The following is a 26945-nucleotide window of genomic DNA, read 5'->3' on the forward strand; positions in this document are numbered from 1 at the left end:
GATGAAAACGTATGAATTGATACTGCCCTGCCATTTCGGACTGGAGGCGGTGACAAAGCGGGAGATCACGGAGCTCGGCTACGAGACCACGGAGGTTATCGACGGCAGAGTCAGCTTCCTCGGGGACGCGGATGCGATCGCTCGGGCGAATGTCTTTCTCCGGACGGCGGAGCGGGTGCTCCTGAAGGTCGGGAGCTTCCGTGCGGAGAGCTGGGAGGAACTGTTTCAGGGCACGAGGGCGCTGCCGTGGGAGGCGTTCCTCCCAAAGGACGCGAGCTTCTGGGTGACGAAGGCGAGCTCCATTAAGTCGAAGCTCTTCTCCACGAGGGATATCCAGTCCATTATGAAGAAGGCGATGGTCGCACGGATGGGAGAGTATTATCATGAGAGCTGGTTCGAAGAGCACGGCGCGAAGTATCCGGTTCGCGCCTTCCTTCACAAGGATCTCGTGACGGTCTGTCTCGATACGAGCGGGGAGTCTCTGCACAAGAGGGGCTACCGTCTCAAGATGGGAAAGGCGCCGATCACGGAAACCCTCGCCGCGGCGCTTATCCTGCTCACCGGCTGGCGGGCGGATCGCCCGTTTCTGGATCCGATGTGTGGCTCCGGCACCTTCCCGATCGAGGCGGCGATGCTCGCGGCGAATATCGCGCCGGGAATGGATCGTGCCTTTCTTTCCGAGGCATGGGAAAATCTGATTCCGAAGAAGCTCTGGTATGATGTGCTGGAGGAGGCGAACGAGCTGGTGAATCGGGAGCTTCTTCGGAACGGCGTCGATGCGTCCGGGAAAAGAGTGGACATTCAGGGCTACGACATAGATCCGGAGATCATCCGGGTCTGCCGGGAGAATGCGGAGCGTGCCGGCGTGGAGAAACTCATCCACTTTCAGACGAGGGATGTCGCAGAGCTGTCGCACCATGGGAGAGGCGGCACGCTGCTCACGAATCCGCCCTATGGAGAGCGGATCGAGGATAAGCGCAATCTCCCGATGTTCTATACCGAGCTGCGGGAGGGCTTCGAGGGACTGGATCATTGGAATATGCACCTGATTACCGCCTGGGAGGACGCACAGAGGTATCTCGGGAAGGCGGATAAAAACCGAAAGATCTATAACGGGATGATGAAGACCTATTTATACAGCTACAGGGCGAAGGCATGAGAATCATTTTTGCGACACATAATCAGAATAAGCTGATGGAGATCCGCCAAATTCTGTCGGATACGGCGGAGGAGATCGTATCCAAGGGGGAGCTCGGAATCTCGTTCGAGCCGGCGGAAACCGGGCGGAGCTTCGGGGAAAACGCGGAGCTGAAGGCTGTGGGCATCCGTGAATATATGCGTCTGCACGGGCTGCTCCGGGAGGGCGATATCATTCTGGCGGACGATTCCGGACTCTGCGTGGACTGGCTGCGGGGGGCGCCGGGAATCTATTCCGCGCGCTATCTCGGAGAGGCGACCGGTTATGATGTGAAGAATCGTCACATCATCGAGAAGCTCCGGCATGCGGAGGGAGAAGAGAGAGCCGCGCACTTCACCTGTAATATCTGCGCGGCATTCGCGGACGGCAGGGTCTTTCACACGGAGGGGATTTTCCCGGGACGGATCGCAGAGGAGCCGAGGGGAGAGAACGGCTTCGGCTATGATCCGATCCTTTACCTGCCGGAGCTCGGCAAAACCTCCGCTGAGCTTTCTCCGGAGGAGAAGAACCAGCTTTCGCATCGGGGGAAGGCACTTCGGGAGATGCGGAGAGTGCTGCAGTCCGTTATGGAGAATGATGAGAAGCTGCGAGCGCGGATCGGGCAGCCGGAGAAGCGGAAGGGGAGGAGGATACTGGTTGTCAGTGATTCGCACAGAAGCCACGACGGGCTGCTCCGGCTCATCCGGGAGCAGCAGCCGATCGATGTACTGATCCATCTCGGAGATCTCGAGGAGGATGAGGGAATCTTCCGGCGAGCGGCAGGAGAGCACTGCGCCTGCTATTTCGTCGAGGGCAACAATGACTTTTTCAGCTCGCTTCCCCGGGAGATCGAGCTGAATCTCGGACGGAAACGCGCTTTCCTGACGCATGGGCACAGCTATCGGGTCGGACTGGATGTGACGAGACTGGCGGAGGAGGCGCGGGCGAGGAACTGCCAGATCGCGATGTTCGGACATACGCATAAGCCCTTCCTCAAGGAGGTTGACGGTGTGCTCTGTCTGAATCCGGGTTCTGTCAGCTTCCCGCGGCAGGCGAACCGCACGCCGTCCTATATGCTGATCGAGGAGACAGCGGACGGGGAGCTCCGCTATCATCCGGGCTACCTTAGCTGAACTGCTACTGAACAGTTCCGTTCTGCGGGATTTCTGCGGGAAAGCCCTTGAATGCGGGAGCGGAATCGTTTATAATGGGGTACGAATGATAATGTAAACGCTTTCATAAAACGTGCTGTATGTAGAAGGAGATAAAATCATGACAGAGTTTATGCAGAAGCTGGCTGATATTAAGGTTTGTCCGGTAGTCGTTCTGGATGATGCGAATGATGCGGTGCCTCTCGCGAGAGCACTCGCGGCAGGCAGTCTTCCTATGGCGGAGGTGACATTCCGTACCGATGCTGCCGCAGAGTCGATCCGTCGGATCGCAGCGGAGTGTCCGGAGGTTTGTGTGGGAGCCGGTACCGTGCTGGACAGAGAGCAGGCGGCGAGAGCCGTTGCGGCAGGCGCGCAGTTTATCGTCAGCCCGTCCTTCTCAGATGAGGTGGCGCAGTATGCGATCGGACATGGCATTCCCTACTGCCCGGGCACCTGTACGCCGACCGACATTGCGAATGCGCTTCGTTATAATCTTCCGATGGTGAAGTTTTTCCCGGCGGCAGCTTACGGCGGACTGAATACCATCAAGGCGCTGGCCTCCGTATTCCCGAATCTCAAGTTCATGCCGACAGGCGGCGTGAGCCCATCCAATGTTAACGAGTATCTCGGCTTCAGCAAGATCATCTGCGTGGGTGGTACCTGGGTATGCAAGAAGGATCTCGTAAGCGCAAAGAGCTGGGCAGAGATCACGAAGCTCTGCCAGGAGGCATACGATCTCACGCACTGATTCGGACGGCTCCGCGAGCAATTCATTGAAATTAGAATTTAAATTCATGGTATTGCTTCGACGAATTGCGAACGGCGTAGCTGAACTTTATATTTCCGGACATACGGAAGCGACGGATTGAAGAGGAAAGCCTTGGCTTTCCTCTTCAATCCATGCTATAATTCATACCTGTTCCGTATCGGACGCGCGGATATGGCGGAATTGGCAGACGCGCCAGATTTAGGTTCTGGTGGGAGACCGTGCAGGTTCAAGTCCTGTTATCCGCAGAGTGACAGGGGCTCAGGCAGCATTCAGGCTGTATGGGCTTCTGTTTTTTTTTCTTGGATTCTCGGGGCAGGAGACGACAGCCGTTTTGCTGCGGGCAAGCTGCCTCCGCCCGTAAAGCAGGAGATCTAAGGAAACGCTGATTAAAACGGAAAAAGTTCCGAAGTTTCCTCATGGAAATTTCGGAACGATCTGGAGACAGGCGAAGCCTGTTGTTTTGCGCAGCGAAAGCGTGCGATGTCTTCCGGACAGAGCACGACTCGGGCAGACTCGGAGTGTATTTGACCACATTCAGAGAGATGTGCCTCCCGATTGCCCCGGATCCTTGATCGGGGAGAGTTGATCGGGGGGAGCCATGCGGCTCTGCGCAGCAATCGCTTGCGATTGCTGCGCAGAGGGGGGCGGCTGAAGCCTCCCGGGCGAAGCCGAGTCCCCATGAGAGTGCCTTTTGAGGTACACGTCCATGGTACGTGAGTTATGAATAAATCAGTGTTTCCCTAAGGCTATGACAGAATCGTATGGACTGCAAAAAACGGCGTCCTCTTCAGGATGCCGTTTCCAAATCAAAGCCGGTTATTAACAATTATGAATACAGAAATGCCGTAAAGTGAGACACGCGGGAATCGAACCCGCGACAACTTGATTAAAAGTCAAGTGCTCTACCGACTGAGCTAGTGTCTCATAATCAAACAGGGCCAGTTGGATTCGAACCAACGAGTGCAGGCGTCAAAGGCCTGTGCCTTACCGCTTGGCGATAGCCCCATAAATGCCTGCCGGCATAATTTTCAGAAAAGGGTGGATACTGGGACTCGAACCCAGGACCTCCAGAACCACAATCTGGCGCGATAACCAACTACGCTATACCCACCATATCAGACTTTCCTTACCGCGGAAGGAAAGTGAGCCAGAAGGGATTCGAACCCCCGACCCACGGCTTAGAAGGCCGTTGCTCTATCCAGCTGAGCTACTGGCTCAATCGCGCCTCCCATGAAGCGCCTCAAATATAATATCTAAACGACATAGAAAAGTCAAGGACTTATTCTTTTTCTGCTGCGCTTTTTCCGCGCCGGTTTCGCGGGATATAGAAAAAGCTGTTTAGCTGAATTGCTGCCGTTTTTTGAAAATCGGTAACAGAAGTTTCACAAAGTCATGCTATACTGTATAAATTATAAGAGGAGGAGATTATTTATGTACGGATATTTTTATGATTCTACATACATTCTGGTACTGCTCGGCGCGCTTATTGCGATGTGGGCGTCATGGAATGTGAGGAGCAGCTTCCGGAAATACGAGAAGGTCGCGAACCACGGAGGGATTACCGGCGCGCAGGCGGCGGAGGCGATTCTTCATGGAGCGGGGATCTGCGACGTTCGGGTGGAACACATTTCCGGCAGTCTGACGGATCATTTCTCGCCGGAGGAGAGAGTGCTGCGGCTTTCGGACAGCGTCTACGGCTCCCGCTCTGTGGCGGCGATCGGCGTCGCAGCGCACGAATGCGGACATGCCATGCAGTATGAGGCGGATTATTTTCCGATTCATGTCCGCACTGCCGTCATTCCGATGGCGAATATCGGCTCGCAGCTTTCCTGGCCGCTTATCCTGGCAGGTCTCCTGCTGGGTTGGGCGGGGCTTGTCAATATCGGCATTGTCCTCTTTGCACTCGTAGTGGTTTTTCAGCTCGTGACGCTGCCGGTGGAGTTTGATGCCAGCGGACGGGCAATCCGGGTTCTGCGGGAGACCGCGATGCTCAACGAGCAGGAGCTGGAGGGCGCGAAGCGGGTTCTGACCGCTGCGGCACTTACCTATGTGGCAGCGCTTGTCTCCTCTGCCCTGCAGCTCTTCCGGCTCGTGCTGCTTTCGCAGCGGCGTCGGAGGTAGCCTTCGGAAAAGTTGTACAAAAGAAGGCTGCCGCAGTTTGCTTTTATAGCAAGTATTTGCTATAATGAGGTCCCCGTCGGGGAATACTTTCAGGACAGAGGCAGGAATGGACAATAAGAATTTGATTCGCGCGGCATTTGAAGCACGCGGCAGGGCTTACACGCCCTATTCTCATTTTCAGGTCGGCGCTGCGCTGCTTTCCGCAGATGGACAGCTTTTTCAGGGCTGCAATATTGAGAACGCATCCTACGGCGTATCGAACTGCGCGGAGAGAACCGCGCTGTTCAAGGCGGTCAGCGAGGGCGTGAGGGAGTTCTCGAAAATTGCTATCGTCGGCGGTCCGGAGGGGGCGGAGCACTTCTCGATCTGCGAGCCCTGCGGGATCTGTCGGCAGGCACTGGCAGAGTTCTGTGATATCGATCGGTTTACGGTTCTTCTCGCAAAATCGGAGGAGGACTATGAGGAATATCTGCTTTGCGAGCTGCTGCCGCATGCATTTCTGCCGGCTCATCTGGGGAAGTAGAGGAAACGGCGTTTCTGCCGCAAAATAAAGGAGAAGACTATGCCAACACCACATAATGCTGCCCAAAGGGGTGATATCGCGAAGACTGTGCTTTTGCCGGGCGATCCGCTTCGCGCGAAGTTCATCGCGGATAACTACCTCACAGAGGTGCGCTGCTTCAACATGGTTCGGAATATGCTGGGATTCACCGGTATCTATCAGGGGAAACGTATTTCCGTCATGGGAGGCGGCATGGGCATTCCCTCGGTTGCCATCTATTCCTATGAGCTTTTCCATGCGTATGATGTGGACAACATTATTCGGATCGGCTCTGCAGGAGGACTGCAGAAGGATGTGAATCTGAAGGATGTCGTCATTGCGATGGGAGCCTGTACGGATTCCAACTATGCCTATCAGTACGAGCTTCCGGGTCTTTTCGCGCCGATCGCGGACTTCGGGCTTTTGGAGAAGGCAGTGAAGGCGGCGAGAGAGCTCGGCATAGAGCCGAAGGTGGGAAATGTCGTCTCCTCGGATATTTTCTACAATCAATTTACGGATGTAAATAAGAAGTGGGCTTCCATGGGTGCGCTCTGCGTCGAAATGGAGGCGGCGGCGCTCTATATGAATGCAATCGCCGCGCACAAGCATGCCCTTGCGATTCTGACCATTTCGGATCACCTCTTCAAGGCAGAGAAGCTCTCTGCGGAGGAGAGGCAGGTCGGTTTCCGGCAGATGATGGAAATCGCGCTGCGGATCGCGGAGTAAGGGGGGCAGAAATGATCAATTATTCAGAGTCGGAGCGACTCTATCATATCGATGTAGCGCCGGGAGAGGTCGGGAGATATGTGCTCCTTCCGGGAGATCCGAAGCGCTGTGAGAAGATCGCCGCTTACTTCGAGAATCCGGTGAAGGTCGCCGATCATCGGGAGTATGTTACCTATACCGGGATGCTGGACGGCGAACGGGTGAGCGTCTGTTCGACGGGAATCGGCGGACCTTCTGCCTCAATCGCCTTAGAGGAGCTCACGATGTGCGGGGCGGATACCTTTATCCGTGTCGGAACGGCGGGAGGGATCGATCTCGACGTGACGGCGGGTGATATCGTGATCGCGAATGGTGCGATCCGTATGGATGGAACGAGCAAGGAGTACGCGCCGCTGGAGTGGCCTGCGGTTTCGGATTTCGCGCTGACTGCGGAGCTCGTCGCAGCGGCGGAGGAGCTGGGATTCCGCTCTCATGTTGGTGTGGTGCAGTGCAAGGATGCCTTCTACGGACAGCATAAGCCGGCGGAGCTTCCGAACAGCACGGAGCTTCTCAGGAAGTGGGAGGCATGGAAGCGCCTCGGCTGTAAGGCTTCGGAGATGGAGAGCGCGACGCTCTTTACTGTGGGGGCTTATCTCCATGTGCGCGTCGGCGCAGTGCTCTTCATCATGTCGAATCAGGAGAGACTGAAGGCGGGACTTCCCAACGAGATCGAGCATGACACGGACAAGGCGATCCGTACCGCAGTTTCGGCGATTCGCAGGATGATCCGCAGGGACAGAGGAAAGGACAGGGCACAATGAGATTTAAAAGGATTTTCCTGATCGTGCTGGACTCTCTCGGCATGGGTTCGGCGAGGGATGCGGCGGACTTCGGGGACAGCGGGGCGGATACCTGGGGACATATCGCGGAGAGGAATCCGAATATGAAGGTGCCGAACCTGCAGGCGCTCGGGATGGCGAACCTGAAGGAGCTGACGGGGATTCTGCCGGTGGAGAGGCCGATGGGGTACTTTCTCCGGCTGAATGAGGCATCCAGAGGTAAGGACACGATGACCGGACACTGGGAAATGATGGGACTCAGGACGGAGAAGCCCTTCATTACTTTCACGGAGCACGGCTTCCCGAAGGAACTGATCCGTGAGCTCGAAGAGCGAACCGGACACAGAGTGATCGGCAACAAGGCGGCATCCGGCACAGAGATTCTGGATGAGCTGGCAGAGGAGCAGATCCGGGACGGAAGCATGATCGTCTATACCTCGGCGGACTCGGTGCTGCAGATCTGCGGACATGAAGACGATAGGATTTTCGGCTTGCAGGAGCTCTATCGCTGCTGCGAGATCGCGCGGGAAATTACCATGCGGGATGAATGGAGGGTGGGACGCGTCATTGCCCGCCCGTATGTCGGGATGCGGAGAGGGGAGTTCAAACGAACCGCCAACCGGCACGACCTCGCAGTGAAGCCCTTCGGCAGGACGGTGCTCAATGCCTTGAAGGATGCGGGATTTGATATGATTTCCATTGGAAAGATCAATGACATCTTCGTCGGAGAGGGTGTGACGCGGGCGATTCATTCCGTGAGCTCCGTCAACGGAATGGAGCAGACGATAGAGGAGGCAGGGACAGACGATTTCACGGGGCTCTGCTTCGTGAACCTTGTGGACTTTGACGCGCTCTGGGGACATCGCAGAGATCCGAAGGGCTACGCAGAGGAGATCGAGCGCTTCGATCGGAAGCTAGGGGAGCTGCTTCCGCGCCTTGGGGAGCAGGATCTTCTGATCCTGACGGCAGACCATGGCAATGATCCGACCTACAGCGGGACGGATCACACCAGAGAGCAGGTACCGATGCTGGCATACGGCAAGGGACTCGCGGGAGGGCTTCTGCCGGAGCAGGAGAGCTTCGCAGTGATCGGTGCGACAATCGCGGAGAACTTCGGCGTTGCTATGCCGGAGGGAACGATCGGTGCGTCGCTGCTGGGACGCTTGCAGTGAGCCGAGGAAGCATAGAAGAGAATATGACGCAGGCGGAAAAGGATGCATACTTCATGCGTCTTGCCATTCGGGAGGCACGGAAGGCGGGGCGGAACGGGGATGTGCCGATCGGCTGCGTGATCGTCTATGACGGAAGCAGACCGGACAGCATGGCGGATCGGAATGCGGAGACGCTGGGGATCGTGCCGGGGACTGTCATCGGCAGGGGCTATAACCGCAGGAACCGAGACAGGAGTGCGCTTGCGCACGCTGAAATTCTCGCGATCCGGAGTGCGTGCCGTGCTTTCTCGGACTGGCGGATCGAGGACTGCACGATGTATGTGACATTGGAGCCCTGTCCGATGTGCGCAGGCGCTATCCTGCAGGCGCGCATTCCCCGGCTGGTGATGGCGGTGCGGAACGCCAAGGCGGGCTTCTGCGGTTCTGTGCTGGACGTGCTCCATCTGCGCGAACTGAATCATCGGGCAGAGGTTCGGGAGGGGGTTTGCCGGGAGGAATGCAGCGCACTTCTGTCGGACTTTTTTTCGCACATGAGAGGGAAGATATGAGCAGAATCGGCGGCAGGCGCTGTATCATCGCCGGCGCGGGAGATTTTTTCGGGATTCCGGCGGGACTTCGGATCGATCCGGAGAGAGATCTCCTGATTGCCGCGGATGCCGGCTATGAAAATCTGTGTGCGGTGGGGCTTCGGCCGCAGCTGATCGTCGGAGACTTCGACTCGATGCGGGTGGAGGGGGTCGCAGGAACGACCGGTGAGGTCGCGGGACTCTCGATCTTTGCCGATGCGGAGAAGGCAGAGTATATTCATCATCTGAGAAAAACGGAGCTGGATGGGATTGAGACCCGGATCATTGATCCGGTCAAGAATGACCCGGATCTGCTTGCCTGTGTGCGGATCGGGCTGGAGGAGGGCTGTACAGAGTTTCATATCCTGGGCGGCACCGGGAAACGAATGGATCACAGCATTGCCAACCTGCAGATCCTCGGATTTCTGGCGAAGCGGGGCTGTCATGCGTATCTCTATGGGAGAGAGCAGCTTATCACGGCGATCCACAATGAGGAGAGATGCTTCCCTGCAGGGCGGAGAGGCTACTTCTCGGCGCTGTCGCTCAGCGACGAGAGCTGCGGTGTGAGCGAGGAGGGCTTCAAGTATATTATCCGGGAGGTGACGCTGAACAACCTGACGCCGACAGGTCTCAGCAATGAGTTTGTCGGGATGGCGGCGCGGATCTCGGTAAGAGAGGGAACGCTGCTGCTGATCTACGATATTGTCCCCTGAAAGCGGCTCTTGCGAAAGATAGCTTCCTTTGCTATAATGCAGATACAGAGAAACTTCTGGGGCGTGCGTGGCTGCACAATTTGAACCTACAAATATGACATACGGGATTCCGATATTTGAGGTATTGATATAATGCCTTCCCAAGGGTAAAGGACTATAGATGTATCCGTGAGGTAACCCACCTGGCTGCGAGCTAGGAGTCAAGCGTGCAGTACGGCGTTCTGGGGTCTCTGAAATGAGAAGAACTGCGGCTCCCTGTCTTTCCGACAGGGAGCCTTTTGCTGTATAAGTCCCCGTCAGGCGACCGAATGGCCGCCGTGCTTGCACGAGCGGGCATTCGGTCATCTGACGGGACAACAGGCATGAGCAAAAAAGCGATGCGAACACGGTGAGCAGAGCGATTTGCGAATGCCTGTTGGCAGCACGGAAGCTGCGAAGCAGCAAAGTGCTGCGGGGACTTATACAGGCGATGGTGATGGAGAATGGCCGCCGTGCCTGCACGAGCGGGCATTCGGTCATCTGACGGGACAATTCGAAAGGAATATTTACATGCTGCGATGCGGCAGGGAGAGACGATGAAGAGGGAGAAATGGGAGGAGCAGATCAAGTGGGGGCTTACCGCGTTCTTGGTTTTGGCGGCGGCGGTGGCGGTATACCTTTTGAGCACGAATCTGAAAACAATTCAGGCGGGACTGAGCACGCTTCTGATGATCCTTCGTCCGATTATTTACGGGGCGGTGATGGCGTACCTGATGGCACCGGTCTATGACTGGGCGGCAGGCGCGGTGCGAAAGCGGCTCTCGCTGCTGTCTTCGGCAGAGAGAGCACAGACGGGGAAGCCTTCGGATAAGGGAATTGCGGAGCGGCTCCGGAAGCGGGCGGACAGAATGGAGGGGATTGCGAGGCTTACAGGGACACTTGCGGCGCTGCTGCTTCTCATCACAGTCAGCACCGGACTGGTTTCAATGGTGATCCCGGAGCTGCTGAAATCCGTCACGAACCTGATCAATACCTTTCCGTCAACTGCCGGAAATTTCTATGACAGTGCAAGTCAGGCCCTCTCCGGTTATCCGGAGGTTCAGACGACACTGGAGAATCTCTATGAGGAGCTGTACAGTTTTGTCTCCGGTTTTATGAGCAATACCCTGCTTCCGAATATACGAAATATCGTTGGTTCCCTTTCCAGCGGGATTTTATCCATGGTGAAATGGCTGATGAATCTGCTGCTCGGGTTGATCGTGATGGTATATCTCCTGAATATGAAGGAAAAGCTGGTCGGACAGTTCCGGAAGCTGCTTTTCGCCTTTTTTCCGCAGCACATGGCGGAGGCGGTTGTATCGGAGCTGAAGTATATCGACAGGATGTTCGGCGGCTTCATCGTCGGAAAGATCGTGGACTCCGTGATCATCGGCTTCCTCACCTTCTTCGTACTCAGTGTGATGAAGATGCCCTACGTCATGCTGGTGTCGGTGGTAGTGGGTGCGACCAATGTGATCCCCTTCTTCGGCCCGTTCATCGGCGCGATACCTAGCTTTGTCCTGATCTTCCTCGCCAGTCCGATGCAGGGACTCTATTTCCTGATCGTGATTCTGGTGATTCAGCAGCTTGACGGTAATGTGATCGGACCGAAGATTCTCGGGAATTCTACCGGCGTTTCGAGCTTCTGGGTGCTGTTTTCGATCCTGCTCTTCGGCGGACTCTTCGGCTTCGTGGGTATGATTATCGCGGTGCCTACCTGGGCGGTGCTGATGAACCTCCTCCGCCGTTATGTGAACCGCAGGCTCCGCGAGAAGCGTCTCCCGGAGGATGCGGCGGCATATCAGGAGCTATGAGGAGGAGAGGGGCGGCAAACGAAAACTTGTAAGGCATTGATAAATGTAGTACACTTGAGACCGTGCGCAGATGCAGAAATGGAGGTTCATAGATGGAGATTCGTTACAGCGCCAATCCGGAGGATGTGAAGAGATATACGACAGAGGAGCTTCGCCGGGAGTTCCTGATCAGCGATTTGTACCGCTCAGACGAGGTTACGGCGGTTTATTCCCATGTGGATCGGATGGTTACTTTCGGCTGTATGCCGGTGAGGGAGGAGGTGCCGCTGGATAAGGGAATCGACTGCTGGCATAATTTCGGAACACACTACATTCTGGAGAGACGGGAGATCGGGATTTTCAATATCGGCGGTGCAGGCAGGATCATGGTGGATGGTACGGAGTACCGTCTTTCCTACAAGGACTGCCTTTATATCACGAAGGGGGCGAGGAAGGTCAGCTTCCGTTCGGATGAGCCTTCAAAGCCGGCGAAGTTCTACATGGTCTCTGCCCCGGCGCATATCAGCTATGAGACGAGGCTGATCACGATGCAGGAGGCGAACCATCGCCCGGTCGGTGAGCGGGCGCTCTCCAATGAGAGAGTCATCAATCAGTTCATACATCCGGATGTGCTGAAGACTGCGCAGCTCTCGATGGGGATGACAGAGCTCAAGGAGGGCTCCGTCTGGAATACGATGCCGAGCCATACGCATGAGCGCAGGATGGAAATCTACACCTATTTCGAGGTGCCGGAGGATCAGGCGGTGTTCCATTTTATGGGGCGTCCTCAGGAGACGAGGCATCTCGTGCTCCGGAATGAGGAAGCGGTAATTTCGCCGTCGTGGTCGATTCACAGCGCGGCAGCGACACACAACTATACCTTCATCTGGGCAATGGGCGGAGAGAACCAGGAATTTGACGATATGGATACGATCCGTACACCGGATCTGCGATGAGGGGTAAAGGGAAACGCTGATTGGATTGTAAGCTTATATGCCAATGGGATGTGAATTACGAATTTATCAGTGCTTCTAAAGAGCGCGGCGCAGAATCCGGTGAAGCAGTGGAGCGGCGCGCAGACTTTACAATATGCGGCGTGATTTACCACATTCGGATTACATGAAAATTGAGGAGAAAACAGCATGGCAACATTACTGGAAAACTGGAGAGTGCAGGCCTACGGGGACGGACGCGCGAAGGCGGAGCAGGAGAAGCTCTGGCAGGAATACTTTGCGTTGGAGAAGGGCTTCTATGCGGAGGTTCTGAAGGATCCGAGCCATGTCTTTACCGGCTCTGTACAGGAGCTGGCGGAGCACTTTGGCATCAATGTCTTTTACTTTACCGGCATACTGGACGGCATCGATGAGTCTCTGAAGGGCTTCCATAACCCGATCGAGACGATGGATGAGAACACCGAGGTTCGCATCGAGATCGACCCGGAGAAGCTTTATTACAATATGGTGGAGGCGAAGGCGAGCTGGCTCTACGGGCTTCCGGAGTGGGACGGCATTCTCTCCGAGGAGAGGCGCAGGGAACTGTACAAGGAGCAGAAGAAGTCCGGCACTGTCCGCAGAGAGTCGAAGAAGATTTACCCGAACGACCCGTGTCCCTGCGGTTCCGGAAAGAAGTACAAGAAGTGCCATATGCGGCAGGACGAGGAGATGGCAATGAAGGCGCTCTCTGAGGAGGCTTGATGGGAGAGAACTATGTGATCCGCGCGACGGCGATGCAGGGACAGATCCGTGCCTTCGCCTGTACGACCAGAGATGTCGCAGAGGAGCAGAGGCGCGTACACAATACTTCTCCGATCATCACTGCGGCGGTCGGCAGATGCATGAGCGCCGCAGTGATGATGGCGGTGGATATGAAGGGAGACAAAGACCTCCTGACGCTCTCGATCCGGGGAGACGGACCGATCCGAGGCATCACGGTGACGGCGGATACGCACGGACATGTGAAGGGCTATTGTCAAAACCCGAATGTCATACTTCCCGCGAATGAGGCGCATCATCTGAATGTGGGCGGTGCGGTCGGCAGCGGGCTGCTTTCTGTGATTCGGGACAGCGGACTGAAGGAGCCCTATGTCGGCCAGACCGAGCTCAGAACCGGAGAAATCGCAGAGGATCTGACCTATTATTTCGCGGCGAGCGAGCAGGTGCCGTCCTCTGTTGGACTCGGTGTGCTGATGACAAAGGAGAATACCGTGGATCAGTCCGGCGGCTTCCTCATTCAGCTCCTGCCGGGGGCGGAGGAGGAAGTGATCTCCCGCTTGGAGGCACAGCTCTCTGCGATTCATTCCGTGACGGATATGCTGAAGGCGGGGATGCGCCCGGAGGAGATGCTCCGGCATATTCTCGGCGATATGGAGTTGGAGCTGAAGGACAGAACCGAGGTCAGTTATCACTGTGACTGCAGCAGGGAGAGGGTTGAACAGGTGCTGCTTTCGATCAGCCGGAAGGATCTGCTGGAGCTTGCCAATGAGGGGAAATCGCAGGAGGTAAGCTGCGATTTCTGCGGGAAGCGTTATCTTTTCTCTTCGGAGGAACTGAAAATGCTGCTGAACCGCAGTCACCTCACTTCGATAAAGAGCGTGGGCGGAATGAAAGAAACAAATTTCTAAAAAAAATATAAACTCCTTAGAGGCGGAATTGACCGCGGGATGGGGATTTGATAAATTATTATCTGCCGCCGTACCGAATTCCGGCAGGCACTGCGGGTACGCTCCGGCGGCATCGGGATTCCGATACGGTAATCTATTAAAAAGGGATGGCGGGGGGACTGCCATCTGAAAAGGAGAGAGGATTATGAAGAAAATTCTGACAGCAGCAGCGATTGCCGCCCTGGGGCTTTCTCTTGCAGCCTGCGGCAGCAAGGCAGCAGAGAGCACTGCGGCCGCAGCGGAGGCGGAGACATTGACCGGCTCTGCGGAGGGCTTCGGCGGGGTGGTCAGCGTCAGCCTGAGCAGAGTGGGCGGCAAGATCACGGAGGCGAAGCTCACGGGAGACGGCGAGACCCCTGATATCGGCGGGAAGGCACTTGCGGAGCTGGAGAAGCAGATCGTTAGCGCGAACGGCGCGCAGATCGACGGCGTTTCCGGCGCGACGGTTACCAGCACCGCGGCAAAGAATGCCGTGAAGGCGGCTCTTGGGGAGGAGCCTGCGACAGAGGCTTCCGAGACTTCTTCTATCACGGCAGAGGCGACAACAGCTGCAGCAGAAAAGACGGTCGGTGAGAACGGGCTGTCAATTGGGGAGGCATATACCGCGCCGAAGTCCTCCAAGGGCTTCATACAGACCGTGGCGGTCGTGCAGGATGATACAGTGGTAGCGGCATATATTGACGAATTCCAGTTTATGCCGACAGATACCGAGGGGATCGTCGGTGTGCCGAACAGCGACGCGGACTTCGGCGCGGGCTATGCAGAAGGACAGGTTCTTACTTCGAAGAGGGAGAACAATCGTGTCTACAGCGATCAGATGATGCAGTATGCGCAGTCTACCCATGACATCGCGGACGGCTTCGATACGATACAGAAGTTTGTAGCCGGAAAGACTCTGGCAGAGCTCGAGACGCTTGCCGGGAAGGAGGATGCCGTAGATGCCGTATCCGGCGCGACGCTAAAGAATACCGGATATTACATCCAGGCTATCGTGGATGCAGCGAAGGCCGCACAGATGAATCCGGTTGTTTCCTATGACGGAGAGCTGGATAAGCTGAATTTGAAGGTGATTCTCGGTGCTGCACACGGCACAAAGTGCTTCTCTACAGCGGCTGTTCTGACGGATGGTGAGAATATCATTGACAGCTATCTGGATGAGTTCCAGTTTGTAGATGCAGACGCGCAGGGTATCACCCCGATTCCGTATACAGATGATGAGTTTAAGAACGGCCTCGCGGCGGGGAAGACGCTGATCTCCAAGAGGGTGAATGATGCTTTTTACAGTGCACTGATGGCAGAGAAGGCGAAGGCGACCCATCATATCGCGGAGGGCTACCAGCTCATCGAGAACGCGGTGAACGGACACAGCATCGCGGATGCGGAGGTACTTGCCGGCAAGGACAATGCGGCAGACGCTGTATCCGGCTCTACTCTGGCAGATACGACCAACTATATCGCTCTGATCGTTTCGGCTGCGAAGCAGTGATTCGGCACAGACATTCCGGACGGGCTCCTGCGGGAGTCCGTCTTTTACTGTTTCCCCGGAATCCGGAGACGGATGATGGCAAAAGAGGGGAAAATCAGAGAGCGGAGAGTGCTAAAATATGAAATCGGTTTCTGGAAAAGGATAGGGAGGCTGAGATGGGAAAGAGAAATGGGATCGTCGTTTTCGGCGCGGTATTTGTGGATATCAAGGGCTATCCTATGGCGCAGTTCAATCCGGGCGGCAGAAATGTCGGAAGGGTTCTGCAGGTACATGGCGGAGTCAGCCGGAATGTCGTGGAGGATATCGCGAATGTGGAGCTGAAGCCGACCTTCGTCAGCGTCGTGGATAACAGCGGCATGGGGGAGGAGGTCGTGCAGAAGCTGAACCGGCATAAGGTGAATACGCGCTATATCCGGCGCGTCGAGGGCGGGCTCGGTACCTGGCTGGTGATCTTTGACAATGAGGGAGACGTGGCGGCCTCCATTTCCAAGCGCCCGGATCTATCTGCCGTAGCGAGTGTGCTGGAGGAATCGGGAGATGAGATTATCAGCGGCGCGGACAGCGTGGTGGTGGAGATCGATATGGAGGCCGCGCTTCTGAAGCGGATTTTCGAGCTTTCGGCAAAGTATGGGAAGACCGTCTATGCGGTCGTCTCGAATATGTCCATCGCGATGGAGCGAAGAGATCTCCTGAAGCAGACCGGCTGTATTGTCTGTAACGATCAGGAGGCAGGGCTCCTGTTTTCCGAGAACTATGAGGATCTGGATGGACAGCGGCTCGCTGCCGTCATGAAGGAGAAGGTGAAGCTCGCGAGGATCCCGAAGATGGTGGTGACGATGGGGGAGAAGGGCGCCGTCTATGCGGAGGAAAACGGCGAGTACGGCTTCTGCCCGGCGACGCGGGTCAGTGTCGTGGATACGGCTGGAGCAGGAGATGCCTTCTTCGCGGGAATCGCAATCGGTCTCACCTACGGGAAGACTTTGCGGGAATCCTGCGGGATCGGAACACGGCTCGCCTCCTCTGTCATCAGCACGAAGGAGAATGTCTGCCCGCGTTTCCTGCCGGCGGAGCTGGGACTATGAGAGATTAAGAGATTGTCCCGTGCTCCTGATCCTATACGCCGGCGGCGGACAGCTTTGCGAGCAGCATCGGGATTTCGGGCTCGAAGCATACGCCGCAGCGGCTGTCTCGCCCCTGGCTTTGGCTTGCCTTGATGCAGGAAACGGTGAAGTCTGCGGCGAGCGAGAGTGACTGCCGCAGGGGAAGCCCCTTCGCGAGTGCGCCGACCGTGACGCTGGAGAAGATATCCCCGGTACCGTGATAGCCTGCGCCGCACTTCTCATGGCTGTAGGAGAAGAATTCATGCGAACGGAGATCCAGACCGTACACACCGGTTCGTCCTGCCTCGGCGGAAACGCCGGTCAGGACGATCGCCTGTCTCGTGCCGAGAGGTATGAGCGCCTCCAGGACGTCCCGGAGGTAGTCCTCGTCATAGCTTTCCCGGTATGCTATGCCGGAGAGCAGCGCCGCCTCGGTCAGATTCGGCGCGATGATGTCCGCGGCGGCGCAGAGCTGCGCCATTACAGCAGGAAAGGAGGGGGAGAAGCCGGAATAGAGTCTCCCGTTGTCTGCCATCGCGGGATCCACGAAGCGAAGCGGGGTGTTGTCGGAGAAACAGCGGAAAAAGTCGATCGCGAAGCGAACCTGTGACTCGGAGGCGAGGTAGCCGCTGTAGATCACATCGAAGCGGAGCCCGAGGCTGCTCCAATGCTCGCTGATTTTCGGAAGCGCCGCATCGAGTCTCATACAGTGCGCTCCCGGAAATAGCGTGTGCGTGGAGAGAATTGCGGTTGGGAGCACCGCGGTCTCCGCGCCCATGGCGGAGAGCAGCGGCAGAGCGACGGTGAGGGAGCATTTCCCGAAGCAGGAGAGATCCTGTATGGTGACAACCTTAGGCATGAGATTTCCTTTCCGAGGCTTTTGGGATGGCGTTATTTACGATCCGTATGCCATGGACATGTGGCTTCCCTGATTTAATCCGTGTTTCCCTGAAGAAACACGGAGGGATTCGAGGCAAGGTGTCATTGGCGGATCGCGCTTCTGCAATACAACCATTATAAACGAGCTTCGGAAAGAAGGAAAGGCTCGGAAAATTCTGTCAGCCCATCACAACGCGGACGGACAGCTCCCGCTTCCCGAGGAGGCGTTCGCTCGGGAGCAGATTCCTCTCGAGACATTCTTCGTCAACACAGCGAATTCCTTTCCGTATTTCAAAAACATTCCGGCAATGAAGACGGACTCCGCGATTGATCCCTCGCTCGGTCCTGTGGTCTGGAAGCTCTCACCCGGCGTTTCCGAGGAGCAGTTCAGATTCAGACAGTCGTTCCGGTCGGCTCTCCCGATCAGCGGCAGGCGGTGCGATTCATGCCTATGCCTTCCGCCTGAAAAAATTCATGCTCACCCTCATCCTGATGCTCCCGGAGCAGGTTATGGCGCTTGGCTTCGTGCAGCTCGTCGGCCGGATGAAGCGGGTGGAAAGCGTACTGTCGCTGTCTCTCGTGGAGGCGGCGCGGATCAATGGCGCGGGAGAACTGCATATCTTCAACAGGATCGTGCTGCCGCTGATGAAGCCGGCGGTCGCAGTGCAGGCGATCTTTGCCTTCGTTCCGTTAAGTCATTCGCTGAAACAGAAACGATTGCTGTGAATTTGAAATGAAATTTCGGCGAATTGCAAATAAAAGCATCTGCCATCTGCGCCGCTTTTGTGGTATGATAAATACTATCTTCCTCACGGATCATGGGAATCGCTTAGCTGTCGGACGGGTGCCTTGGGGAAAGAGAGGGAATTTCGGAGAGGGGCTGCGCTTCATGAGGGGGAAGCCCTTGGAGGAGAGAAGATGTCGAAAATCTGCTTCCCGAAGCCGGGAAATTTTGTTTATCCGGTACCGGCGGTGCTGGTCAGCTGCAGAGGGAAAGATGGGCAGAGCAATCTGATTACCGTAGCATGGACGGGCACCGTCTGTTCGGATCCGCCCATGGCGTATATCTCTGTGCGGAAGGAGAGGGCGAGCTATGCGATCTTACGGGAGAGCGGAGAATTCGTTATTAACCTTCCGAGCCGCGCCATGGCGCGAGCCGTGGATTTCTGCGGCTGTACGACGCTGCGCAAGCTGGATAAATGGGAGGCGACAGGACTTCATGAGGGCGAGAGCCGCATGATCTCTGCACCGACCGTGGAAGAAGCGCCGGTCTCCATTGAATGCAGAGTGACGCAGGTGCTTCCGCTGGGCAGTCACGACATGTTCCTCGCGGAGGTCGTGGCGGTGCAGGTGGAGGAACGCTATATGGACAAGAAGGGCGGCTTTCGCATGGAGAAGGTGGATCTCATGGCGTATTCCCATGGAGAATATTATGCACTCGGAGAGCTGCTCGGCAGCTTCGGCTATTCGGTGCGGAAAAGAAAGCGTGAGGAAAAATAAAAAACTATTGCCAGAAACCGGGGAGTCGTGTTAGAATATATTTGTTGCGGATATAGTACATCGGTAGTACATCAGCTTCCCAAGCTGAGGAGGCGGGTCCGACTCCCGTTATCCGCTGTAGGAAAAAGGCTCGGAAATACGTCAGAAACGGCGTAAATCCGAGCTTTTTTGATGCCTTGGTGTGCTCGCTTTAATGGCGTACTCGCCGCTGCATTAGCGCTGCGAAAGCTGCGAAGCAGCGGAGCAGCGCACAGGACTTATAGGATCGGTGGTGCCGAAGCTTTCGGCATGGGGATTTGTGGTGAAGATACCCGTCGGTCAGAAGGGCTCTTCACCATCTGTGTTTAATAATATAGATGTGAGATGGCGAAACGGCTTACAGCCCTGCGCCCGGTCCTACGAGGATAGTGTCTGCGGAGAGCGGAGCGGCGGCTGTGCTCTCCCGTGTCGTTTCAGCGGTGGTGCTTTCAGCGGAAACGTTCTCTGCCGGCGCTGTATCGGTTGGGGGCACTGCCGTCGTTTCGGCTGCGGCTGTTTCGCCGGAGGCGGACGGCGCTGCGAGCGGGGGGAATTTCTTATACTGCTTGCCGTTTCCTCCGGTGACACCCTCTCCGCGGAGTGCGATCAGCTCGGAGACAGTTACGAACTGGTAGCCCTGTGCGGCGAGCTCCGGAATCAGGGTCTTGCAGGCATCTGCCGTGCTCTGATAGAGAGAATGCATCAGGACAATGTCGCCGTCATGCACCTTGCCGCGGATCTCGGAGATAACATGGTCGGCACGGCGGAATTTCCAGTCCTCGGTGTCGATGGACCAGTAGATCATCGGCTTTTTCAGAGCGGTGCGGACATTATCTGAGATATTTCCACCCGGAAGGCGATAGAGGAGCACTTCCTTTCCGGTGATGCTCTGAAGCGTCTCATCCGTTTTGGTGAATTCATTCCGGATATAATCTACGTCCTTTTTATTCATCTTGGTATCATGATCCCAGGAATGATTGGCGATCTCATGACCGTGCTCCGACATCTGCTTCACATGCTCTGCTGCGCTGCCTGTCCGGTTTCCGATGAGGAAAAAGGTAGCTCTGCCGTTGACCTGCTCCAGCGCATCGGTCAGCTGCTGCTCGATTTCCGTCTTGGGGCCGTCGTCGAAGGTGAAGGCGATCATCGGCTTCGTGCTGTCAATATAGCGTCCGCCGGAGAGGATGTGCGTCGGGTCAGAGCTGTCTAGCTCTCCATCTCCTGCACCGGAGGAGGGTGCAGCTGCACTCTCTGCGGGAAGCGTCGCATCCGACTCCGCCGGAACAGCCGCAGCCGCTGCAGTTGCAGCAAGACTCGGAACCTCCTCAGCGAGCTTTCCCTGTGCGGAATTTTCCACAGTCTCTATCGTTTCTTTGCTTCCGCGCTGCGCTTCCCGGCTGGCTTCGATATAGCCGAGGATCCCCGCCGCGGCACGAAAGCTCAGCAAAAGCAGCATAAAAAGGACGAAAAGCAGTATCATGCGGTTCCTGCGGGCAAGCTGCTTCCTTCTTTTTAAATAAGCGCGCTGTGCAGCCCTGCGGCGTTCCTCGTTCGGATTCGGATTTCTTCGTCCCCGGAGAGAGGGAGAGCTGCTGTACCGACCTGTCGTTCCCCGTCCGGAATCGCCCTGCCTCGCTCCGGGATGACTGCTTCGGGGGCGCATACCCTGCGTTTCCCCGCGTGTGGGCTGTATCCGGGGATCTCTTTGCTGTGTTGCTCGTCTGAGATTTTCCATTCCACTTCCTGTCCGGGGAAGACTGGAAAACTTCCCCTTTTAAATCTTTATCAGATAGTATATCATGAAAAAGCGACAAAATAATTTATAATTTTTACCGGTCTAATCATATCATAAAATTCACGGGATTTTTGGATTTAAGGAACTTGTAAGGAAATAAAGAGGAATAGAGGAATGGATAAAAAAGCGATAAACGAGGTCAAAAAATGTTTTAATAAGAACGATTGCCGGATTGACTGGATGCGTGCCTGCTATGTCAATGAAGAGGGGGAGAAGCTGGAGACGCTGCACGATACCTTTTTGGCGTTGCAGGATGAGGAGATGGCGAAGTACTGCGAGCTGTTCCGCCGCGCGCTCTCAGGGAAGCTCGGCCGGAATCTGTTTAATGTAGCGTTTCCGCTGGCAGAGGAGCAGGCAGGCGGGCATCAGGAATTCCTTTATCGTCTCCGGGAAAGCGCGCTGAAGGACGACGCGCTGGTGCAGGAATTTTTTGACCGCGTGATCGGAAGCGCAGAGCTTCCGGGGAAATATCTGATCGTACTGGTACATGGTGTCTACGACATTCCGAAAAAGACGACGGACGGACTGACGATGGAGGATGCCTCCGAGGAGGTTTATCGCTTCCTGCTTTGTCTTATCTGCCCGGTGACGCTGCTCCGCGAGGGGCTCTGCTATGACCGCGCGGCGGGAACCTTTCTGAGCCGTACCGACGACTGGGCGGTGCAGAAGCCGGATGCGGCATTCCTCTTTCCCTCGTTTAATGAACGCAGTACGGATCTCCATGAGACCCTGTTTTATGCGAAGAATCCGAAGGAACGGCACGAGGAGCTTGCCAGAGGGATTCTGGGAACGGAGCTTCCGAGAGCGGAGACGGAGCAGCAGAATGTTTTCCGCGATCTGATTGAGACGACGCTGGATCGGGACTGCGATTTCGAGGCGGTAAAGAACATTTCGGACAGCCTGCAGCAGATGATTCGGGATGCGGCAGAGAGTGAGAGTCCCGCCGCAGTCGGGAAGCCGGAGCTTCGGCGGCTGCTCGCGGAGAACGGCGCGGGAGAGGAGCAGCTCCGGAAATTTGAGGTGATCTATGAGGAGGCAATGGGGGAGGATTCCTCGCCGCTCCTCGCGGAAAATGTGACGGACAGCCGGAGTCTCGTGGTGAAGTCGGACAATGTGAAGCTGAACGTCAAGGCGGAGGCTTCCGACATTGTGGAAACCCGTATCCTCGACGGACGGGAGTACCTCCTGATTCCGGTTTCTGACAATATCGAGGTGAACGGAATCCGGATCCGGATGCGAAGCGCGGAGGAGAGCTAGAAATGCGGCTGGATCGGTTTTTATCCGATATGAACGTCGCCAGCCGGAGCGAGCTCAGAAAGGCGATTCGAAACCGGCAGGTCACGGTAAATGGGGAAACGATCCGAGATCCGGGCTTTCTGCTTTCGCCGGAGGAGCAGCCGGAGGTGATCTGCCGGGGGAAGTGCGTCGAATATCAGGAGCTGCAGTATTTCATGCTGAACAAGCCTGCAGGGGTAATCTCGGCGAGCGAGGATCGGAAGCAGAAGACGGTCGTGGATCTGATCGGGGAGGAGAAGCGGAGAGACCTTTTTCCGGTCGGAAGGCTGGACAGGGATACGGAGGGACTCCTCCTCCTGACGAATGACGGACAGCTCGCGCATCGGCTGCTCTCTCCGAAAAAACAGGTGGATAAGCAGTATTTCGCCCGCATCAGCGGGAAGGCGACGGCGGAGGACAGCGCGCGCTTCGCCGCGGGAATCCGCTATGATACAGAGCTGACCGCGCGTCCCGCGAGACTGGAGATCCTCACCGCCGGGGAGGAGAGCTCGGAGATTCTCGTGACGATACAGGAGGGGAAGTTTCACCAGATCAAGAAAATGGTGGCAGCGCTTGGAGGCGGAAAGCAGGTTCTCTACCTGAAGCGCCTCTCGATCGGGGCGCTTCGTCTGGACGAGAGCCTCAGACCGGGGGAATACCGGAGGCTCCGGCAGGAGGAGCTGGCTGTGCTCTGAGAAAAGGGGAAGCGATGGAATATCAGAAATGGATAAGGTGTAAGGACGGCAGGGAATGCTGCCTTCGGAACGGGACGGAACGAGACGGCAGGCTATCAGGAACTCGTATATATGAGGCTTGAATATCCTGTTTAATCCCGCTATAATAATTACTGCGCTTTTCGGAGAAAAGCCGCGGGTTAAGGCAACGTCCCGGAAGGGGACAATTAGGAGGAAGCTTATGAGAAAAGTTCTTTCAGTTCTTCTGGCAGGCAGCATGGCGGCATCCGTGCTGGCAGGCTGCGGAAGCAAGGAAGCGGCAGAGACGACGGCTGTGACGGAGTCTGCAGCAGAGGCAGCGTCTGAGAGCGCCAAGGAGTCCGCGGAGACAGCGAAGGAGGTCAAGACGATCGATACGCTGCAGGTTGCGTTCGTTCCGTCCCGTGAGCCGGAGGAGATCGTCACGGTGACCGAGCCGCTCAAGGATATGCTGAAGCAGGAGCTGCTTCCGCTCGGCTATGATGTCAAGAATGTCAACATTACCGTAGGCACGAATTACGAGGCGGTCGGAGAGGGGCTCACGGCAGGCACGATCGATGTCGGCTTCATTCCGGGCGGCACCTATGTCCTCTATGACGACGGCGCAGAGGTGATCCTCACGGCGACGCGGGACGGACTTTCCATCGATGACGATGATCCGAAGGTCTGGAACCAGAACAAGCCGACGGAGGCCTCGGATCAGCAGGTAACCTTCTACCGCGCGCTGATGATCGCAGGACCGTCTGAGGCAGGACGCGCTGTTGCCGCGAAGGTGAACAACGGTACGGAGCTCAGCTGGGAGGACTTCGACGGTCTGAACTGGGGCATCATGAGCCCGACCTCCTCTGCCGGCTACATCTATCCGGCGCTCTGGATCCAGCAGAGGTTCGGCAAGAATATCACGGATCTTTCCCATGCCGTACAGTGCGATTCCTACGGTACCGCCTTTGCCCGTCTTGCGCAGGGACAGATCGATGTGCTCTGCACCTATGCGGATGCCCGCCGCGACAATGCGGAGAAGTGGCAGAAGGAATATGCCATGACGAATTCCATCTGGGATGATACGGATGTGATCGGCGTGACACCGGGGATCTACAATGATACGATCTCTGTTTCCAGAACCTCCGCTGTGATGGATGATGACTTCAAGGCGGCGCTGCAGCAGGCCTTCATCAATATCGGCAAGACCGACGCCGGCAAGGATGTCATCAAGATCTACAGTCACAAGGGCTATGAGATTGCGAAGGATTCTGACTATGACTCTGAGCGTGAGGCACAGAAGATCATTCAGGAGCTTCGTGCGAAGTAAGCAGGGCGGATGGGAGGAGTCCAGAGCGGCTCCTCCTTTTTTCTATCGGCTTTGCCGGAACGGTTATGGCTTTGGACAGGAAACGCTGAAAGACAGAGCATACTGCAGGCGTTCGGGTACGCTGTGCTTTTCAGGGCTTCCTGACAGATGGCCGGGCGTTTCGTGAAGAACGGCGGCTGGTGCCGCATGGGGGCAATGCATTTATGGACGGGAGTATAGCGTGATTAAGTTTGAGGATGTTGGGAAAAAGTACTCGAATGGCTATGAGGGGCTGAAGCATGTAAATCTTTGTATTGAGCAGGGGGAGTTCGTAGCGATCATCGGTCTGTCCGGCGCAGGGAAGTCGACCCTGATCCGTACCATTAATCGTATGCACGATGTGACGAGCGGCAGGCTGACCGTGGATGAGGTGGATGTGATGACGCTGTCCGGGAGGAGTCTCCGCCGCTTCCGCAGGAGGATCGGAATGATTTTTCAGTCCTTCAACCTGATTACCCGGACGACAGTGATCCGGAATGTCCTGACTGCTTTCGTGCCGGATATGCCCTTTTTTCGTTCCGCCTTCGGCATTTATACAAAGGAAGAGAAAATGAAGGCGCTGGAGGCGCTGGACAAGGTCGGCATATTGGATAAGGCGTTCGTGCGGGCAGATCAGCTCTCCGGCGGACAGCAGCAGAGGGTCGCGCTGGCACGGACGCTGGCACAGAACCCGCAGATCATCCTCGCCGACGAGCCGGTGGCGGCGCTGGATCCGCTTACTGCGAAGCAGGTGATGGACGATTTCAGACGGATCAATCAGGAAATGAAGATTTCCATCCTTCTGAATATCCATCATGTAGATCTCGCGCTGGGCTACTGTGACCGCGTGATCGGCATCCGCAGCGGGGAGATCGTCTATGACGGCCCTGCGGGGGAGGTTGACCAGGATGTGCTCCGGCTGATCTATGAGGGCGGAAAGGAGCAGGCATGAGTCTCTACGACAGGCTTTTCCCGCCGAAGCGCTACCGCCTGCCGAATGGAAAGGAGCTGTGCGAGCGGCGCAGCAGAGCGCCGCTCTATGCGCTTCTCATCCTGCTGCTTGCGGCGCTCTCCGTGAAGGTTACGGGCTTCGAGCTCTCCGTGCTGCTTCGGAGAGGCAGTCAGTTTTTCGTGATCCTGGGGCAGATGTTCCCGCCGGAGCCCTCTTACCTCGCGAAGATCTGGGGGCCGATCTTTGATACCATCAAGATGTCTCTGCTCGGCTCGGCGCTCGGCTCTCTGCTTTCGGTTCCCTTCGCAATGCTGGCGGCGACAAATGTCTGCAGGAATCGAGTGGCAGTCAGCCTGGTGCGTCTCTTGTTCAGCATTGTACGGACGCTGCCGACCTTGGTCATGGCGTTGATCGCAACCTTTATCTTCGGATTGGGAACCATTGCCGGAACGATCGCTATCGCGGTCTTCTCCTTTTCCTATATCGGGAAGATCCTCTATGAGGAGATCGAGACGGTGGATATGGGGGCCTTCGAGGCAATGGAGGCGATGGGCGCTGCGAAGACGAGCGCCTTTTTCACGGCGATCGTGCCGCAGGTGCTTCCGAGCTTCCTGTCCAACAGTCTCTATAATTTCGAGGGAAATGTGCGCTATGCGGCAGTGCTGGGCTATGTCGGCGCAGGCGGAATCGGACTGATTCTGAACGAGCAGCTCGGCTGGAGAGAGTATCCGAATGTCGGCATGATATTGATTGCGCTGTTTGTAACGGTATTCATGATCGAAAGCATCAGCCGCTATGCGCGGAAGAGGCTGGTATAGGGAGGGCATATGAACGAAAGAATCGAAAAAGCCTATGCGAGCCGCCCGAAGGATTGGGTCTACCATACGGCGCTTGCCGTCATTGTCCTCGGACTGCTGCTCTGGAGCCTGACGGCGATGGAGACCGCGGGAACGACGCAGAACGGGGCGAAGATGGCGGGCAACATCCTGCGCGGCATCCTCCATCCGGATACGAAGCTGCTTTTCAGTCTGGGAAACAACGGCGTACCCTATCTCCTTCTCGAAACCATCTGCATTGCCTTCATGGGCACGGTGGTCGGCGCGATTTTTTCCGTGCCCCTTGCCTTCCTCTCGGCGAGCAATCTGACGCCGAAGCCGGTCGCCTTTCTGGGACGGCTCCTCATCATGGCGATTCGTACCGTCCCGGCGTTTGTGTATGGGCTTATGTTTATCCGGGTAACCGGGCCGGGACCCTTCGCGGGATTGATGACAATGTCTCTGACCTCGATCGGAATGGTATCCAAGATGTATATCGAGGCGATCGAGGATCTGGACACGAAGATCCTCGAGTCGCTGGATGCCGCGGGCTGTACGACCTGGCAGAAGATCCGCTACGGCATCCTGCCGCAGCTCATGCCGAACTTCGCGTCCACCGCGATCTACCGTTTCGACATCAACCTGCGGGATGCGACCGTGCTCGGACTTGTCGGCGCGGGCGGCATCGGCGCGCCGCTGATCTTCGCGATGAACGGCTATCGCTGGAACGAGGCAGGCTCGATCCTGCTCGGTCTGGTCGTGCTGGTGCTGCTGGTGGAGTGGCTCTCTACGAGAATCCGCGTAAAGCTGGCGAGAGGCTGAGCGCGGAGAGGGGCGCCTTGTTGTGTGACGGAGGCTGCC

General features: G+C 56.5%; 25 protein-coding genes, 6 tRNA genes, 1 other RNA gene and 2 pseudogenes. 27 read left to right on the top strand and 7 right to left on the bottom strand.

Translation table 11 applies throughout. The annotated features are described in order from the left end of the window. The first annotated feature begins 1 nt into the window (after window position 1). From HW273_RS04505 to HW273_RS04520, 4 genes are all read left to right on the top strand, one after another. A complete protein-coding gene (locus tag HW273_RS04505; protein ID WP_179010647.1) occupies window positions 2-1159 on the top strand; it encodes a THUMP domain-containing class I SAM-dependent RNA methyltransferase in 1158 nt (385 codons plus the stop codon). Beyond that, window positions 1156-2310 (top strand): RdgB/HAM1 family non-canonical purine NTP pyrophosphatase, encoded by a 1155-nt coding sequence (gene rdgB / locus HW273_RS04510; protein WP_179010648.1) that lies wholly within the window; start codon window positions 1156-1158, stop codon window positions 2308-2310. The genes HW273_RS04505 and rdgB overlap by 4 nt, the downstream gene beginning before the upstream one ends. Before the next feature lie 139 nt (window positions 2311-2449). After that, the gene (gene eda / locus HW273_RS04515; RefSeq protein WP_179010649.1) at window positions 2450-3076 is read left to right on the top strand and encodes a bifunctional 4-hydroxy-2-oxoglutarate aldolase/2-dehydro-3-deoxy-phosphogluconate aldolase; all 627 of its coding nucleotides are present in this window, start codon (window positions 2450-2452) and stop codon (window positions 3074-3076) included. Window positions 3077-3262: 186 nt separating this feature from the next. Then, a tRNA-Leu gene (locus tag HW273_RS04520) sits at window positions 3263-3342 on the top strand. Window positions 3343-3948: 606 nt separating this feature from the next. On the opposite strand, the gene HW273_RS04525 is transcribed toward HW273_RS04520, so the two are convergent. The 4 genes from HW273_RS04525 to HW273_RS04540 form a co-directional block, all read right to left on the bottom strand. Further along, window positions 3949-4021: transfer RNA gene (locus HW273_RS04525), tRNA-Lys, on the bottom strand. Between the two features lie 9 nt (window positions 4022-4030). Beyond that, a tRNA-Gln gene (locus HW273_RS04530) sits at window positions 4031-4102 on the bottom strand. A 32-nt stretch (window positions 4103-4134) separates the two neighbouring features. Then, window positions 4135-4208 (bottom strand) — tRNA-His (locus HW273_RS04535). Window positions 4209-4240: 32 nt separating this feature from the next. Further along, window positions 4241-4314 (bottom strand) — tRNA-Arg (locus HW273_RS04540). A gap of 214 nt (window positions 4315-4528) precedes the next feature. Between HW273_RS04540 and HW273_RS04545 the strand changes: the two genes are divergently transcribed. The 14 genes from HW273_RS04545 (at window position 4529) to HW273_RS04610 (ending at window position 16792) form a co-directional block, all read left to right on the top strand. Then, window positions 4529-5218 (top strand): zinc metallopeptidase, encoded by a 690-nt coding sequence (locus HW273_RS04545; protein ID WP_179010650.1) that lies wholly within the window; start codon window positions 4529-4531, stop codon window positions 5216-5218. 106 nt (window positions 5219-5324) lie between these two features. Then, a complete protein-coding gene (locus HW273_RS04550; RefSeq protein ID WP_179010651.1) occupies window positions 5325-5741 on the top strand; it encodes a cytidine deaminase in 417 nt (138 codons plus the stop codon). A gap of 39 nt (window positions 5742-5780) precedes the next feature. Further along, window positions 5781-6485: a purine-nucleoside phosphorylase gene (gene deoD / locus HW273_RS04555; RefSeq protein ID WP_179010652.1), complete on the top strand. Its 705-nt coding sequence runs from the start codon at window positions 5781-5783 to the stop codon at window positions 6483-6485. Window positions 6486-6496: 11 nt separating this feature from the next. Then, window positions 6497-7285, top strand: a complete 789-nt coding sequence (gene udp, locus HW273_RS04560; protein WP_179010653.1) for a uridine phosphorylase — start codon at window positions 6497-6499, stop codon at window positions 7283-7285. Next, complete coding sequence (locus tag HW273_RS04565) at window positions 7282-8475, top strand: phosphopentomutase (protein ID WP_179010654.1); 1194 nt, start codon at window positions 7282-7284, stop codon at window positions 8473-8475. Before udp ends, HW273_RS04565 begins: the two co-directional genes overlap by 4 nt. A 23-nt stretch (window positions 8476-8498) precedes the next feature. Then, window positions 8499-9023: a nucleoside deaminase gene (locus HW273_RS04570; protein ID WP_243206744.1), complete on the top strand. Its 525-nt coding sequence runs from the start codon at window positions 8499-8501 to the stop codon at window positions 9021-9023. Continuing rightward, window positions 9020-9754 (top strand): thiamine diphosphokinase, encoded by a 735-nt coding sequence (locus tag HW273_RS04575; RefSeq protein WP_179010655.1) that lies wholly within the window; start codon window positions 9020-9022, stop codon window positions 9752-9754. The genes HW273_RS04570 and HW273_RS04575 overlap by 4 nt, the downstream gene beginning before the upstream one ends. A 50-nt stretch (window positions 9755-9804) precedes the next feature. Beyond that, window positions 9805-9986, top strand: a non-coding RNA gene (gene ssrS / locus HW273_RS04580) — 6S RNA. A gap of 343 nt (window positions 9987-10329) precedes the next feature. Continuing rightward, complete coding sequence (locus HW273_RS04585) at window positions 10330-11586, top strand: AI-2E family transporter (RefSeq protein WP_179010656.1); 1257 nt, start codon at window positions 10330-10332, stop codon at window positions 11584-11586. A gap of 92 nt (window positions 11587-11678) precedes the next feature. After that, window positions 11679-12521 carry a 5-dehydro-4-deoxy-D-glucuronate isomerase gene (gene kduI, locus HW273_RS04590; protein ID WP_179010657.1) on the top strand — a complete coding sequence of 281 codons (843 nt, stop codon included), beginning with the start codon at window positions 11679-11681 and terminating at the stop codon, window positions 12519-12521. Between the two features lie 186 nt (window positions 12522-12707). Next, on the top strand, window positions 12708-13259 hold the full coding sequence (locus HW273_RS04595) for an SEC-C metal-binding domain-containing protein (RefSeq protein WP_179010658.1): 552 nt from the start codon (window positions 12708-12710) through the stop codon (window positions 13257-13259). Further along, a complete protein-coding gene (gene hslO / locus HW273_RS04600) occupies window positions 13259-14185 on the top strand; it encodes an Hsp33 family molecular chaperone HslO (protein ID WP_179010659.1) in 927 nt (308 codons plus the stop codon). Before HW273_RS04595 ends, hslO begins: the two co-directional genes overlap by 1 nt. 184 nt (window positions 14186-14369) lie before the next feature. Then, on the top strand, window positions 14370-15710 hold the full coding sequence (locus HW273_RS04605) for an FMN-binding protein (protein ID WP_179010660.1): 1341 nt from the start codon (window positions 14370-14372) through the stop codon (window positions 15708-15710). A 155-nt stretch (window positions 15711-15865) separates the two neighbouring features. Then, the gene (locus HW273_RS04610) at window positions 15866-16792 is read left to right on the top strand and encodes a carbohydrate kinase family protein (RefSeq protein ID WP_179010661.1); all 927 of its coding nucleotides are present in this window, start codon (window positions 15866-15868) and stop codon (window positions 16790-16792) included. A 31-nt stretch (window positions 16793-16823) separates the two neighbouring features. Here HW273_RS04610 and HW273_RS04615 read toward each other — a convergent pair whose 3' ends face one another. Together HW273_RS04615 and HW273_RS11790 are read right to left on the bottom strand one after the other, a co-directional pair. Continuing rightward, window positions 16824-17669 (bottom strand): pyridoxamine kinase, encoded by an 846-nt coding sequence (locus HW273_RS04615; RefSeq protein ID WP_179010662.1) that lies wholly within the window; start codon window positions 17667-17669, stop codon window positions 16824-16826. A gap of 279 nt (window positions 17670-17948) precedes the next feature. Beyond that, window positions 17949-18128, bottom strand: a pseudogene (locus tag HW273_RS11790) (GH36-type glycosyl hydrolase domain-containing protein); the annotation flags it as partial. Between HW273_RS11790 and HW273_RS11680 the strand changes: the two are divergent. The 3 genes and pseudogenes from HW273_RS11680 to HW273_RS04635 form a co-directional block, all read left to right on the top strand. Then, window positions 18128-18376, top strand: a pseudogene (locus tag HW273_RS11680) (ABC transporter permease subunit); the annotation flags it as partial. The pseudogenes HW273_RS11790 and HW273_RS11680 sit on opposite strands and share 1 nt — an antisense overlap. 231 nt (window positions 18377-18607) lie before the next feature. Then, complete coding sequence (locus tag HW273_RS04630) at window positions 18608-19189, top strand: flavin reductase family protein (RefSeq protein WP_179010664.1); 582 nt, start codon at window positions 18608-18610, stop codon at window positions 19187-19189. A gap of 46 nt (window positions 19190-19235) precedes the next feature. Further along, a tRNA-Gly gene (locus tag HW273_RS04635) sits at window positions 19236-19306 on the top strand. A 259-nt stretch (window positions 19307-19565) separates the two neighbouring features. On the opposite strand, the gene HW273_RS04640 is transcribed toward HW273_RS04635, so the two are convergent. Beyond that, window positions 19566-20687 (bottom strand): polysaccharide deacetylase family protein, encoded by a 1122-nt coding sequence (locus HW273_RS04640; RefSeq protein ID WP_179010665.1) that lies wholly within the window; start codon window positions 20685-20687, stop codon window positions 19566-19568. 429 nt (window positions 20688-21116) lie between these two features. Here HW273_RS04640 and HW273_RS04645 point away from each other — a divergent pair, with 429 nt between their 5' ends. The 6 genes from HW273_RS04645 (at window position 21117) to phnE (HW273_RS04670) (ending at window position 26906) form a co-directional block, all read left to right on the top strand. Continuing rightward, on the top strand, window positions 21117-22259 hold the full coding sequence (locus tag HW273_RS04645; protein ID WP_179010666.1) for a DUF4317 domain-containing protein: 1143 nt from the start codon (window positions 21117-21119) through the stop codon (window positions 22257-22259). A gap of 2 nt (window positions 22260-22261) precedes the next feature. Then, entirely contained in the window at window positions 22262-22972 is a 711-nt protein-coding gene (locus HW273_RS04650; RefSeq protein ID WP_179010667.1) for a pseudouridine synthase, read from the top strand. A gap of 220 nt (window positions 22973-23192) precedes the next feature. Beyond that, entirely contained in the window at window positions 23193-24299 is a 1107-nt protein-coding gene (locus HW273_RS04655) for a phosphate/phosphite/phosphonate ABC transporter substrate-binding protein (protein ID WP_179010668.1), read from the top strand. 220 nt (window positions 24300-24519) lie between these two features. Then, entirely contained in the window at window positions 24520-25269 is a 750-nt protein-coding gene (gene phnC / locus HW273_RS04660) for a phosphonate ABC transporter ATP-binding protein (protein ID WP_179010669.1), read from the top strand. After that, entirely contained in the window at window positions 25266-26087 is an 822-nt protein-coding gene (gene phnE, locus HW273_RS04665) for a phosphonate ABC transporter, permease protein PhnE (RefSeq protein WP_179010670.1), read from the top strand. Before phnC ends, phnE (HW273_RS04665) begins: the two co-directional genes overlap by 4 nt. A 9-nt stretch (window positions 26088-26096) precedes the next feature. After that, complete coding sequence (gene phnE, locus HW273_RS04670) at window positions 26097-26906, top strand: phosphonate ABC transporter, permease protein PhnE (RefSeq protein ID WP_179010671.1); 810 nt, start codon at window positions 26097-26099, stop codon at window positions 26904-26906. Window positions 26907-26945 lie beyond the last annotated feature (39 nt).

The sequence above is a fragment of the Oribacterium sp. oral taxon 102 genome (genome assembly GCF_013394775.1).
In the GTDB taxonomy this organism is placed as follows: domain Bacteria; phylum Bacillota; class Clostridia; order Lachnospirales; family Lachnospiraceae; genus Oribacterium.